The 13,377-nt window shown below is 45.0% G+C and carries 12 protein-coding genes; 7 read left to right on the forward strand and 5 right to left on the reverse strand.

The window, feature by feature from the left end; translation table 11 throughout:
- Positions 1-61 precede the first annotated feature (61 nt).
- The 4 genes from ABDV94_RS12765 to ABDV94_RS12780 all read left to right on the forward strand — a co-directional run bounded on the left by ABDV94_RS12765 (position 62) and on the right by ABDV94_RS12780 (position 4,844).
- A complete protein-coding gene (locus tag ABDV94_RS12765; RefSeq protein ID WP_343747578.1) occupies positions 62-748 on the forward strand; it encodes an alpha/beta hydrolase in 687 nt (228 codons plus the stop codon).
- Between the two features lie 166 nt (positions 749-914).
- A complete protein-coding gene (locus ABDV94_RS12770; RefSeq protein ID WP_343747579.1) occupies positions 915-1,691 on the forward strand; it encodes an ATP-binding cassette domain-containing protein in 777 nt (258 codons plus the stop codon).
- Complete coding sequence (locus ABDV94_RS12775) at positions 1,688-2,878, forward strand: ABC transporter permease (RefSeq protein ID WP_343747580.1); 1,191 nt, start codon at positions 1,688-1,690, stop codon at positions 2,876-2,878. The genes ABDV94_RS12770 and ABDV94_RS12775 overlap by 4 nt, the downstream gene beginning before the upstream one ends.
- A 187-nt stretch (positions 2,879-3,065) precedes the next feature.
- Positions 3,066-4,844 carry an AAA domain-containing protein gene (locus ABDV94_RS12780; RefSeq protein ID WP_343747581.1) on the forward strand — a complete coding sequence of 593 codons (1,779 nt, stop codon included), beginning with the start codon at positions 3,066-3,068 and terminating at the stop codon, positions 4,842-4,844.
- 82 nt (positions 4,845-4,926) lie between these two features.
- Here ABDV94_RS12780 and ABDV94_RS12785 read toward each other — a convergent pair whose 3' ends face one another.
- A complete protein-coding gene (locus ABDV94_RS12785) occupies positions 4,927-5,559 on the reverse strand; it encodes a hypothetical protein (protein WP_343747582.1) in 633 nt (210 codons plus the stop codon).
- A gap of 28 nt (positions 5,560-5,587) precedes the next feature.
- Entirely contained in the window at positions 5,588-6,802 is a 1,215-nt protein-coding gene (locus ABDV94_RS12790) for a histidine kinase dimerization/phosphoacceptor domain -containing protein (RefSeq protein ID WP_343747583.1), read from the reverse strand.
- A gap of 93 nt (positions 6,803-6,895) precedes the next feature.
- Between ABDV94_RS12790 and ABDV94_RS12795 the strand changes: the two genes are divergently transcribed.
- On the forward strand, positions 6,896-7,594 hold the full coding sequence (locus tag ABDV94_RS12795; protein ID WP_343747584.1) for a hypothetical protein: 699 nt from the start codon (positions 6,896-6,898) through the stop codon (positions 7,592-7,594).
- A 102-nt stretch (positions 7,595-7,696) separates the two neighbouring features.
- Here ABDV94_RS12795 and ABDV94_RS12800 read toward each other — a convergent pair whose 3' ends face one another.
- From ABDV94_RS12800 to ABDV94_RS12810, 3 genes are all read right to left on the reverse strand, one after another.
- The gene (locus tag ABDV94_RS12800; RefSeq protein ID WP_343747585.1) at positions 7,697-8,923 is read right to left on the reverse strand and encodes an alanine dehydrogenase; all 1,227 of its coding nucleotides are present in this window, start codon (positions 8,921-8,923) and stop codon (positions 7,697-7,699) included.
- Positions 8,924-9,127: 204 nt separating this feature from the next.
- Positions 9,128-9,544, reverse strand: coding sequence for a tRNA (adenosine(37)-N6)-threonylcarbamoyltransferase complex ATPase subunit type 1 TsaE (gene tsaE, locus ABDV94_RS12805; protein ID WP_343747586.1), 417 nt, complete (start codon positions 9,542-9,544; stop codon positions 9,128-9,130).
- A complete protein-coding gene (locus tag ABDV94_RS12810; protein WP_343747587.1) occupies positions 9,541-11,082 on the reverse strand; it encodes a bifunctional response regulator/alkaline phosphatase family protein in 1,542 nt (513 codons plus the stop codon). Before ABDV94_RS12810 ends, tsaE begins: the two co-directional genes overlap by 4 nt.
- 48 nt (positions 11,083-11,130) lie before the next feature.
- Between ABDV94_RS12810 and ABDV94_RS12815 the strand changes: the two genes are divergently transcribed.
- Both ABDV94_RS12815 and ABDV94_RS12820 read left to right on the forward strand, forming a co-directional pair.
- On the forward strand, positions 11,131-12,384 hold the full coding sequence (locus tag ABDV94_RS12815) for an HD domain-containing protein (RefSeq protein WP_343747588.1): 1,254 nt from the start codon (positions 11,131-11,133) through the stop codon (positions 12,382-12,384).
- Positions 12,385-12,514: 130 nt separating this feature from the next.
- Positions 12,515-13,315, forward strand: a complete 801-nt coding sequence (locus ABDV94_RS12820) for an alpha/beta hydrolase-fold protein (protein ID WP_343747589.1) — start codon at positions 12,515-12,517, stop codon at positions 13,313-13,315.
- Positions 13,316-13,377 lie beyond the last annotated feature (62 nt).

Raw genomic sequence — 13,377 nt, forward strand, 5'->3', positions numbered from 1 at the left:
TTCCGGGAATCTTCCATTTTCAGATTACGTCGTCGAACAATGAATAGCGTTCTTTTTTCACATGGAAAAGCCCGTTTATTACATTCTTTCAGGACTAGGAGCAGACGAACGCGTCTTTGACCGGATTGATTTCGGCGTTTACGAACCGGTTTTCATTCCCTGGGAGCCGGTACAAACGGGACAATCCTTTGAATCGTATGTGAAGCAACTCACCAAACAGGTTCAAGCTTCCACCCCGGTTCTGATCGGGATTTCATTCGGAGGAATCGTTGCACAGGAAATGAGTGCCTTGCTGAACAACTGCCCGGTTTTAATTCTTGCAAGTGTCCAAACACGAGCTTCACTTCCCTTTTGGATGAAAGCAGGTGGAAAAATCGGTCTGCAAAAACTCATGCCGGTAAAAACGCTGCTCCGGAACAAAAAAGGAAATCACTGGTTCTTCGGCACTAAAACTACGGAAGAACATGCGATCCTGGATCAGATTCTGGCAGATTCCGATCCGTTATTCACCAAATGGGCCATTCACCAGATTGTGACCTGGAAACGGAGAACACCCGTTTCATCCGAAGTGCTTCACATTCACGGGAGCAAAGACCGCATTTTCAATATCAAAAAAGTACATCCTGATTACATCGTTGAAGGCGGCACACACTTCATGACCGTTTCCAAACCCGAAGAACTGAGCCAAATCATTCAACGCGCCCTGAACAAGCTTTCCCGAGAAATCATCACACCGAACTACTTGTAGTGAACTTGTCGAACTAAGCCAGCTTCCTTTTCAATGCTCCATTTTCAATTGTCCATTCTCGGTTTTGCATTTAAATACAACCTTTCATCACTAAAAAGATCGTTTCGACGCATTTTGTACTAACCGCTTTTGGCATCTTGTTAACTTAGTGACATAATCTCTCGCTATGATACAAGTTTCTAATCTCAGCAAATCTTTTAGTCTGAACAGACAGCAAAAGAAGGAGCTGGGAACCACACAAAATGCCGTTCTTGCAGTCGATAATATCAGTTTCGAATGCATGCCCGGAAGAGTACACGCCTTACTCGGACCCAACGGAGCGGGAAAAACAACAACCCTCCGCATGTTGTCAACCATTTTCAAACCTTCCAAAGGAAGCATCCTTATCAACAACATCGACGCAGTGGCAAATCCACAGGAAGCACGAAGACACATTGGTTTTCTGACAGGTTCTGCCGGGTTGTATGCACGCCTGACACCCAATGAATTGATCAGCTATTTCGGGGAATTGTACAGCGTTTCAAAAAATGATATCGAGCTACGTAAAAAACGGCTCTATGATTTGTTGGACATGCACGATTTTCAGAACAAACGCATCGGGAAACTGAGTACGGGAATGAAGCAGAAAGTTTCCATCTGCCGCACCATGATCCACGATCCGCAAGTAGTGATTTTCGATGAACCGACCAGCGGACTGGACGTGATTACAGCGGAAAACATCATCCAGCTCATCCGCGATTGTAAAAATCAGGGGAAAACGGTCATTTTCTCGAGCCACATCATGGGAGAAGTTGACTTATTGTGTGATGACATTACCATCATTCACAAAGGAAAAGTATTATACAACGACACCATGGAAGCTTTCAGAGCACAGCAACAGGCTCCGAATCTAACAGCAGAATTTATCCGGATTGTTCACGACCAAAAACCTGAATTAGCATGATTTTCACTGTATTTAAAAAAGAATTGCGCGATACGCTGCGCGACAGAAGAACGGTCATGATGATGATCGTTATCCCAACCCTTGTATTTCCGCTGATCATGAGCGTATTCATGTCGGTGTCGGAAAGTTTTCAGAAAGCTGCAGCCGAGAAAAAGGTCAAAATCGGTTTGGTGAGCAACCAGGCAGGAAGCCTCGAAGCCGACTTACTGAAAGTTCCGGATGCCCTCGGTAAAAAAGAATTCATTCCGTTTACAGATACATTGGCTTTGGTTAAGGCAATCCGCTCGGATTCGATCCAGGTAGGAATTTACATCCCGAACAACGCCGAACAGCTCAAAAAAGCGATGAAGCCGATTGCAGTGACTGTTTTCCATGATGGAACGGACCTGGGGATGAAAGACCGCGCAGATGCGTATTTATCTTACATCCAGGAAAATTGGAAAAAGCAGCGGTATTCCGAATTGAAGATCGACGAAGCGAAAGTGACGCCGCTGGTGATGAACTATTCGAATGTGGCATCCAGCAAAGAAATGATCGGGAAACTGGCCGGAGGATTCCTGCCTTACCTGTTTATCGCCTTTGGATTCATGGGGTGTATGTTCCCGGCAATTGACTTGTTTACAGGTGAAAAGGAACGCTCAACGATTGAAACACTGCTTACGACTCCGGTTCCAAGATGGAAAATTCTTTTCGGGAAGATGGGTGTCGTAGTACTCTCCGGACTGCTTGCCGCAACCTTCAACTTACTGGGGATTTACCTGTCAATCGAAGTATTGGACATTGTCAAAGACCCGATCGTGCTTCAGGCCATCAAAGACATTCTTTCGCCCGCGTTCATCGTAATGCTTTACGCACTGCTTTGTCCGCTGATCATTTTCTTTGCCGGAATCATGATCCCGATTGCTGTCCGTGCGAAAAGTTTCAAGGAAGCTCAAAGCATTATTTCCCCACTGAATTTATTGATCATTCTCCCTGCAATGGTTGGTTTCTTCCCTGGAATCGAACTGAATGAAGTAACGGCACTGATCCCGGTAGTCAATATTGTACTGGCAACCAAGGAACTGATTGCAGGCACGCTGGAATGGCATTTGGTTGCCATCTCTTTCGGAGTAATGGTACTGCTTGCAGTAACCGCCATCCTGTTTTCGTACCGCAAGTTTGAGAATGAAAATAACGTGATTTCATAAACCGGATTATCCAACCACGCCTCACGCAAAATGTACTGATGCTTCGTGCATCAAAACAACAAAAGCACCCCTTGAAGAGCGCAGAGCATCCTACAGGCTTTGCGCTCTTTGCATTTTGCAGAAAATCTCCCGGATTCAGTACCTCCGGATGCCTGTAAGTGTATCTTTGTAACAATAAATACAACTCATGCTCCCGATACATCCGCAACTGGAACAAGCCCTTCAGGAAGAAATCCGCTACTCGCAGAAACTGGCTTCCGAAAACCTGAAAACCGCACCGAATGAGCTGCGTAAACAGGGATTGAGCGTTTTTCCATGCGAAGTGGCCGAAATCCGGACGGGAATTAACGGCGATTTCTACTCTCTGGAAACATCATTTGTCATCAATAATACGTTTTTCAAACGCGGATCAAGTGTATTACTCCACGTGGAAAATAAACCGTACAAAGCACGGATTGTCGAACTGAATGCTTATTCCATGCTTTTGTTCTGCAAAGAAGAAATCGAAGGAAATGTGCGGGAAAATACCGTGCGTGTAGATTTCACCCCCGACGACCGGACACTGGAATGCATGCAGCTGGGATTGCGTTTTCTCAGTGAGCAAAAACACCTGCAGGACTTCGCCCGTGATTTCTCCAACGAAAAAGAAACATTGTCATTCCCTTCCGAACAACTCAATGAATCACAACAACAAGCTGTAGGAGCCATTCTTGGCAGAGACCTTACAACGGTGATCCAGGGACCTCCGGGAACCGGAAAAACACATACACTCGCCATTGCGATTGAGCATTTGATCAAAGCAGGTAAAAAAGTACTCATCACCGCTCCGAGCAATACGGCAGTCGACAACCTGTGCAAAAAGCTTCTTTTGTTCAATTGTTCGTTGCTGCGCGTAGGGAACAACGAAAAAGTGGCAGCTGAAATCCTTCCTTTTACCATTGATGCCTACCTCGAATCAGGGAAAGCAGCTCAATACGGTCAGAGTTTAAAAAAACAGATTCAAAAAGCAGAACAGGTTGTCAACCGGCACATCCGCAATTATACCAAAGAAGCAGCGGACGAAAAACGACAAGCCAGAAGGGAACTCCGTGAATTGCAAAAAGAATTGCGCAAACTGGCACAGGATACCGAACAACAACTGATCGATTCCAGCTCCGTTATTGCAGGAACTCCGGTGGGATTATTCAATGAATTATCCAAAAATCAGGCGTTCGATGTAGTGATCATGGACGAAGCCGGGCAAGCTCTTGCTCCGTTGGCTTGGTTAGTGGCGAGTTTCGGAAAAAAGCTGGTTTTGTGCGGCGATCCGCAGCAGCTGCCTCCCGTTGTGATGAGCGACAAAGCCAAAAGCCTCGGCCTGGCTAAAAGCTTACTGGAAACCGTTTGTGAAATCCAACCTCCGATTCTGCTCAACGAACAATACCGCATGCCACAAGAGGTTGTTTCAGTTATCAATCCGTATTTCTACAACAACCAGCTCCAAACAGCCCAGGGCATTCGAAACGGAGAAATTCAATTTATTGATATGGCCGGTTTTGGTGACGGCGAAGCCGAGAATGAAACAACCGGCAGTTTTGAGAACCGCGACGAAGCGAAAATCATTCAAAAACTGATCGAAACGGAAGCGTTGAATCCGAAGAAAACAGTGATCCTCGCTCCCTACTCTGCCCAGATTGCGTTAGTGCAAAAGGCCTTAGGAAATGAATGGAACGTTTCCACCATCGATGCCATCCAGGGACAGGAAGAAGAAACGGTTGTCATCAGTCTCACCCGTTCCAACCCGGACGGAATCATCGGTTTCTTAAGTGATTACCGGCGTACGAATGTGGCGATTTCAAGAACGCAGAAAACCTGCTACCTCATCGGGGACAGCGCCACCCTGGGAAATGACGCATTTTACGAAACCCTGCTCCAGGAGATTGAGAAAAACGGAGTTTACAGAAGTGCATGGGAATTTGAGCGTTAATTCCGAATTACGAGTTCCTAATGCCTAATGCGAAAACATTCGTAATTCGTAATTCGTAATTCGTAATTCGTAATTCGTATAATCAACGTTTAACCAACTCCGTAAAAACCCGCACGATCTCCGAGTAGTTTCGAAACTCCTGCACATTCGGGTAAAATTCGGCAAACACTTCCGGGTTTGAAAAATCGTATCTTCGATACTGATCTGCGATTTTAAATTCAATGATGTAATAACTTCCGCAACCGACTCCAATTCCTTCTCCGGATAGATTTCCTGTTTCAGGATTGAAGTAATTCTTCCCAAACGATAAGTTGTTGTCGTTCGGTAAACCAAAGATATCGTTTACAGCCAGCACTGCGAAAAGTGAATCCAGGTGATCGTTTTGCACGGAAATCCAGTTTTTATCTTTTTCGCCACTCTGGTACTGATACTGACAGGTTTTTACGTTCCATTTCGTATCGTAATACAAGACCGTAGACTGAAATCCCCTGAAACAATGGCTGGTAAACCGGATTTCAATCTTATATGTGGATTCCAAAACAGAAGCAAGCCCATAATCGTATACACCTCCTTCTTTCCCGAAGCTGGAAGTATCGGAGATTACGTTTCCCACGAAGAATCCACGGTCGTAATCGGAAGATTCCACCTCCTCCTCCTGGGCGAATATCGTGCTTCCGGAAAGCATGAAACTAAGTGACAGGATAAACTTGATCATACAGAAATAAGCGGAAACGGGCGAAATGTTACGAAAGGATTTGTGACGAAGAACGGTAATCAATCAATTTGATCTGGATCAATGCACCGGGTTTACCGGAACGGTTGTTTCCGAAGATAACTCCTGCGTCGATTTGTTCGCATAGTGAGCGGATCAGTTCAAAACCCAATGTATTGGAGTTCGAACGGTCGGGAGGAATTCCCGGGCCATTGTCGGACAATTCGATTTGAAGCGAATTCCCAAGCTGGAACACGTGAATGTTTACCACGAGTTTTTGTCCGGGAAGCACGGCATGTTTATACGAATTCGTGATCAGTTCGTTCATGATCAGTCCGATCGGAACCGCCTTTGAAATAGGCAGTATCAATTCTTTTGAATCGACCTCCAGCATCACATCGGCGTCCCCTCCGAATGCGTGCTCCACATTCCGGATGAGTTCTACGAGGTAATCCATCATGTTCAGGTTTCCGACCCGCGAACCGGAATACATCTGCTGATGCACCAAAGCCATCGAATACACCCGTCCACGGCAGTCTTCGAGTGCATCGATCACTTCCTGCGAACTGGAATTGTTTTTCTTGATATTGATCAGGCTAGTCACAATATTCAGGTTGTTTTTCACCCGATGGTATAATTCAGCCAGTAACAAGCGCTTTTCTTCCACCACATTCCGGATTTGCTCCTCCTGTTTGATATTGATCCATGTAATCACCGTAATTTGCATCAATCCACAGAAAAATGCGAAGAGTCCGTTGAAAATCTTCAGGATACTCAAATGTTCCGGTTTCATGGTATGCGGATAATACTTCGGTCCGAAAATCACCAGGAAACTAATTGTCAGGAAATAAATAAATCCCCACACAATCAGGTGGCGAAACAGTTCTTTCCGTCCGTAAATCTGCACGATTGAAAGCGTCAGCGGGAAAAAGTACATCAGCACATTGCTTTCCAGTTGCATGTAAATCGCTGCCACTCCGAGAATGTATACCCCGATTGCAAAGAACAGGTAGGATGCAATGATGTACTTTCGGAAACGGATCAGGATAAAAATACAAGCCGACAAGCCCAAAACCATGAAAAAATGACTATTCAGCGCTGAAAATCCGATCAGGTTAAACACGATCAGGCAAACCAGGATATTGAAACTTCCTATCGCTGAGAGAAAGCCCACTTTTTGAACTAATTCTTTCTCCCATTCGAGTATAGTTTCGGGCCATTTCAGCCCTAATTTGTTGCTTATCACGCCTTTCCAGTTTGGGACGAATATACCAACATTTTTGAAAAAAATTGCCGGATATTCGGATAAGCTGTATACATTTGAGACAAAATACAGTCCATGCCTATTCAGAAGACGCTATTACGTTCAGTCTTAATTGCTACTACATTGTTATTCACCCAGTTTGCCGATGCACAACCTTACGCTTTGCAATACCGGAAGCCATATACCTGGATGATCGGTGTAAGCTGGAATGTAATCGACGATGACGGACGCGGGCTTTGCCAGATGTTTGATGTGGCAGAAACATGGAACTACGAATATTTCCCTACGCGCATTTTTGTCGACAAGTATATCAAACACGGAATCAGTGCAGAATTTTCGGGAGCTTATGTTACCTACCGTGCAGGAAAATTGATCAATGATTCGATCAATCGTTCGGGGACGTTCCTGGCTTTTGACCTGAATTGCAAATACAGCTTTTACCCGCTGGTATCGCAAAGATGGCTTGATCCGTTTGTTTCCCTTGGATTCGGAATCACCCAGCGAACCGCCATGCCCAATGTTACAACCGTTACGGGAAATATCGGTTTGGGAGTGAATCTGTTTTTCTACCGCGGCTTGGGCTTCCAGTTGCAAACTTCCTGTAAAATAGCGCTATCCGGTGGATTTTTCGGAAAAGGGAACTACCTGCAGCACAATGCCGGTTTCGTTTACAAGTTTGGTTCCGGGATTCGCGAAACGAGTAACTTCAACAAGAGACACTACAAGTGGACCAGTAAGAAACAAAAGTTCAAAGGGAATAAACGCGGCGGATAATTCCTGTAGACCTGGAGACAACAAGACTTCAAGAGTCATGAATCAAGACAATGTCAAAATTGGTCCTATCTCTTGACTCACCAAGCCTAAAAAGTCATTTAGCTATCCCTTTAGTCCCATCATCAGCAAATCGATATCCTTGTATTTGAGGTCGAAAACACGTCCGAGTACTTCGCTGACAAGAATTCCTTTGTAGATATACACTCCTGAACGGAAACCGTGGTCGTTGCGGATCAAATCCAGGCAACCTCCGGAATCTCCCATGTTCATGAGGATCGGTGAGAAAATATTGGATAGTGCAAACGAAGCCGTTCGTGGTACCCTGGATGCAATATTCGGTACACAGTAATGCACCACGCCATGTTTCACAAAGGTCGGGTTGATGTGGTTGGTCACGCGGGAAGTTTCAAAACATCCTCCCTGATCGATACTTACATCAACGATCACGGAACCTTCTTTCATATTTTCCACCATTTCTTCGGAAACAACGCATGGAGTTCTTCCCAGCGGGGAACGGATGGCTCCGATCACCACGTCTGCACGCATGATGGATTTTGCCAGTACTTTCGGCTGAAGTACGGATGTATAAATCCGCGATCCCAAATCGTTCTGCAGACGACGTAAACGCGACAAACTGTTGTCGAATACTTTCACGGAAGCTCCCAGTCCCATAGCAGCACGCGTAGCAAATTCTCCAACGGTTCCCGCTCCGAGTACTACCACTTCTGTGGGCTGTACACCGGCAATTCCTCCCAGCATGATTCCTTTTCCTTCGTTGAAAGATGAAAGTAATTCTCCTGCAATGAGGATGGAGGTTGTTCCTGCAATTTCTCCCATCGTGCGTACTACCGGGAACACTCCCTGTTCGTCTCGAATGTAATCCCAGGCAATCGCAGTCACTTTTTTATCCATGAGTTTCTGCAAAATGCTTTTCGGCTGAATGCTCAACTGCAAGGCTGAAATCAGGGTTTGGTTCCCTTTCAGCATATCTACCTCTTCTTCCGAAGGTGGCGTTACTTTCAGGATAATATCGCACTCAAAAATTTCTTTGTTAGAAGAGCACAATTCTGCTCCGGCTTCAGAATATTCACGGTCGCTGAATTTGCTGGATTCTCCGGCACCTCTTTCAACGCGGACATCGTGGCCATTTGCAACTAAAAACGAAACAGCTTCCGGTACCAATGCTACTCTTCGTTCCTGGAAACTCTGCTCTTTGGGAATACCGATTACCAAACGGCCTTTCTTCTTAGCAATCTCGAGCATTTCTTCCATCGGAAGAATGTTTCCTTCCTTCAACAATTGTTTGAGTAATTCCGGATCCTTTACCATATGCCTCGTTCGATTTTTAGACAAACGAAGATACGAAAAATATGAATGGTAACGTGAGGTGAATCAGATGTTATTGAAGAATTTTACAGTTTAAAAACCGAATTCCCGAATTCCCAAAAACCCAATTTCCCAATATTGGGACGAGCCTAATAATCAGCAAGTTACACTTGTAAAGTCAGTTTCTATCTGAAAATCAACCGGATATCAATCAATCTGAACAACCCGCTCTCCGGATTCATTCACCTGGATCCGCACTGTCATCACATCCTCCGGAAGCAGCGGCTCAACAATCTCCGCCCACTCCACAAAACAATGAGCACCGGAATACAACAATTCCTCAATTCCTGCATCCAAAGCCTCATCCAAAGAATTCAGACGATACACATCAAAATGCATTACCTCACCAAAATAAGGCGAATCATAAGAGTTTACAAGAGAATAGGTCGGGGAACCTTCCAGGTTTTCAATTCCCATTGCGCGTAAAACAGCTGTAATGAGCGTCGTTTTTCCCGACCCCATTTCCGCATAAAACGCAACAACTTTCCGGTTTCCCAATTGTTCGAGCAAGACTTTTGCAACGAACGGAATATCTTCCAGGTTATGAGCTATCAATTCTTTCACTTCGACTGCAAAATTATAAACGGAATCAATAATTCCTCCATCGAAATCCCCCCGTGCTGGAATGTATCGTTGTAATAGTTCACGAAATGGTTGTAATTGTTCGGGTAAACGAAGTAATCCTGTTCGCGGGTAAAGACAAATTCCGCCGATAAACTTGATTTCGGCAATCCCACCTTATCCGGATGCTTGATCGTGAATACTTCTTTGTCCTTATAGCTCAGGTTGCGACCGGTTTTGTAACGCAGGTTCGTATTCGTTGAGCGGTCTCCGACAATCTTCACAGGGTTGGTCACACGAACCGTTCCGTGATCCGTCGTTACCACAACCTTTCCTCCTTTTTCGGCAATTTTCTTAAACATTTCCTGCAAAGGCGAATGCTCAAACCAGGAAACGGTGAGCGAACGATATGCCGCTTCATCAGCTGCCAATTCCTTGATCATGTCCATTTCGGTTCGGGCATGCGAAAGCATATCCACAAAGTTGTAGACAATCGCATTCAGCTGATTGTCCCAAAGGGTGTGAAACTGATCTACCAGGCGTTTTCCGGCATCCAAGTTGGTGATTTTGTTGTAAGACCACTTCACATTCTTCCCATTGCGTTTCAGGTTGCCCTCCAGGAAAGTTGCTTCATGCATGTTTTTACCGCCTTCATCTTCTTCGTTCAACCAGTGATTCGGGAAACGTTTCTCGATCTCGGAAGGCATCAATCCGGCAAACAGGGCGTTACGGGCATAATGCGTTGCAGAAGGTAAAATCGAATAAACGATCTCCTCCTTTTCAATGGTAAAGTAATTCGAAATAATCGGTTTCAATACCTGCCACTGGTCATAGCGCAGGTTATCGATCACAATGAGGAAAATCCGTTCATTCAGCAAAGGAAACACCTGCTCTTTTAGCAAATGGTGCACCATATCCGGCGCCTCTTCCTCTCCGTTAAACCAATCTTCGTAGTTATTTTCAATGAAGCGACAGAACAAATCGTTTGCTTCTTTACGCTGTGCATTCAGGATTTCACGCATTCCCTGGTCTTCGATTCCGTTGAATTCCAAATCCCAATAAGTCAGTTTTTTGAAGACTTCCTTCCATTCGTCGGAATCCAAACGGGCATTCAGCTGCATTCCCAACTGGCGGAATTCCTGCTGATAGTTCGAATTCGTTTTCTGGGAAACCAGTTTGCGGTGGTCCAGGTTTTTCTTCAGGCAGAGCAATAGCTGATTCGGGTTTACGGGTTTGATCAGGTAATCCGCGATCTTACTTCCGATGGCTTCTTCCATAATGGATTCCTCTTCACTCTTGGTGATCATCACAACCGGCGTCATCGGAGAAATTTCCTTGATGCGAGCCAGAGCCTCCAAACCGGAAATTCCGGGCATGTTTTCATCCAGGAATACAATATCATAATTGTTTTCCTGGCATTTTTCTACGGCCTCGCTCCCGTTATTGATCAATTCCACACTGTACCCTTTCGACTCTAAAAAAAGTACATGCGGTTTCAGGTATTCCATTTCGTCGTCTGCCCACAGAATCTTTGCTTGCATATCCTAAAGATTAATTAGCTTTGATATTTGATTTATAAAGGTATTCAATTGCGTACAAACACACATCGAAATAATAAAAAGAAAATCATCAACGACCCCGTTTATGGTTTTATTTCAATTCCCGACGAATTTATTTTCGACCTGATCGAGCATCCGTTTTTTCAGCGTCTGCGCCGGATCAAACAGCTCGGAATGACCCACATGGTGTATCCGGGAGCACTACATACGCGCTTTCACCACGCGATTGGAGCCATGCACCTGATGACACAGGCTATTTCCGTCATCCGCCGGAAAGGACATGAAATTACCGAAGAAGAAGAACGCGCGGTACTCGTGGCGATTTTGCTTCACGACATCGGACACGGACCGTTCAGCCATGCATTGGAGTACGACATTGTCAAAAATGTCAGCCACGAACAGATTTCCTATTACTTCATCCAGGCGCTGAAACGCGATTTTCCGGAAAATTCGGACGATTTGGAACGTGCCCTGATGATTTTTGCCAATAAATACCACAAAACATTTTTGTACCAGTTGGTTTCCAGTCAGTTGGATATGGATCGATTGGACTACCTGACCCGCGACAGCTTTTTCACTGGAGTTTCCGAAGGAATTGTGGGAACGGAACGCATCATCGAAATGCTAAATGTGCACAACGACCAACTGGTGATCGATGAAAAGGGAATTTACAGCATCGAGAAATTCCTGGTAGCGCGACGCGTCATGTATTGGCAGGTTTACCTGCATAAAACAGTTGTTTCAGGCGAATTCATGCTGATCAACATTCTCCGCAGGGCCAAAAAACTGATCCGCGACGGAGAGAAATTATTCGGAAGTCCGGCATTGTTGTTCTTTATGGAACGTGATATTCAGAAAGTGGATTTCGAAACCAATCCGGAAATTCTGAAAACCTTTGCCCAACTCGACGATTTTGACGTGATGGGAGCGGTGAAAGTATGGCAGCAACACCCGGATAAGGTTTTGTCGCTCCTTTCGACGAGTTTGGTGAATCGCCACCTGCACAAAGTGGAAATTGCCAAAGAACCGTTTAGTCCGGATCGCATTTTGATGGAAAAGGAACTGGTTCGTACACAATTTCAGCTCAACGACGAGGAAATCGACTACTTTGTCTATTCGGAATTGCTTTCAAACAATGCATACAGCCAGGTGAAACAAACCATCAATCTGTTATTGAAAGGCGGTGACACAGTCGATGTTTCAAAAGCGTCCGACAACCTGAATATTTCTGCCCTGGCGCATCCCGTGGAGAAGTACTGTTTGTGTTATCCGGTGAAACATTAATTGCCGTGTCACACCAAGTGAAATACGAAGAATGCGTATTTTGTATCGAGATTGACACGACCGTTATATCTTTGAAATCTGGCAGGAAATGCGCACTTTTACAGGGCACATCTGCATTTAAAGCCAATCTATGAAGTTTTTATTATTCGTAACCTTTTTTATTTCAACGCTTTCCTTCTCACAACAAGATTCCCTGTTCCTGGCAAAAATCGAACGCATCCAGTCTAAGGTACTCAACGAAGAGCGGATTCTGAACGTATACGTTCCGGAAGGGTATCATCCCGATTCGGCAAAAACCTATCCGGTAATTTATGTCCTGGACGGCTCTTCCAACGAAGATTTCATCCACATGACCGGAATCGTGCAGTTTTTGGTTATGAGCCAGCAAATGACACCGAGTATCGTGGTTGGGATAGCAAACGTGGACCGCAAGCGCGATTTCACCTATCCTACAACGATTGAGAAAGACAAACAAGATTTCCCGACAACCGGGCATTCCGAAGAGTTCATCCGCTTTTTGGAGACGGAGTGTATTCCGTTTGTTCAAACGTATTACAAAACCAACGATCACCGGACACTTACCGGGCAATCTCTCGGCGGGCTTTTGGCGAGTGAGATCTTATTGAAGAAAACGGCACTGTTCAACAAATACCTCATCGTGAGTCCGAGTTTCTGGTGGAACAACCAATCACTGCTCAACCAGTTCAAGGAAAAATCCAACCGCTACAAGGAACTGGGAACGAAGGTATTTATCGCGGTAGGAAAAGAGCATCCGATGATGGTCAAAGATACCAAAACATTTGCGAAATACCTGTCCTATCAACTGGACGAAACAAAACGCAACTTCATGGAATTCAAGAAAGAAGACCACGCAACCATCTTACACGCAGCAGCTTTTGAAGGTCTGAAATGGCTGGAGAAGGAGAAATAAAAGGGATTAGAGTCAAGACGCTAAGACCTTAGAGTCAGGACGACAGCATGTATAGTCTGTTT

Origin of the sequence: Fluviicola sp. (assembly GCF_039596355.1) — a bacterium.
GTDB lineage: Bacteria > Bacteroidota > Bacteroidia > Flavobacteriales_D > Crocinitomicaceae > Fluviicola.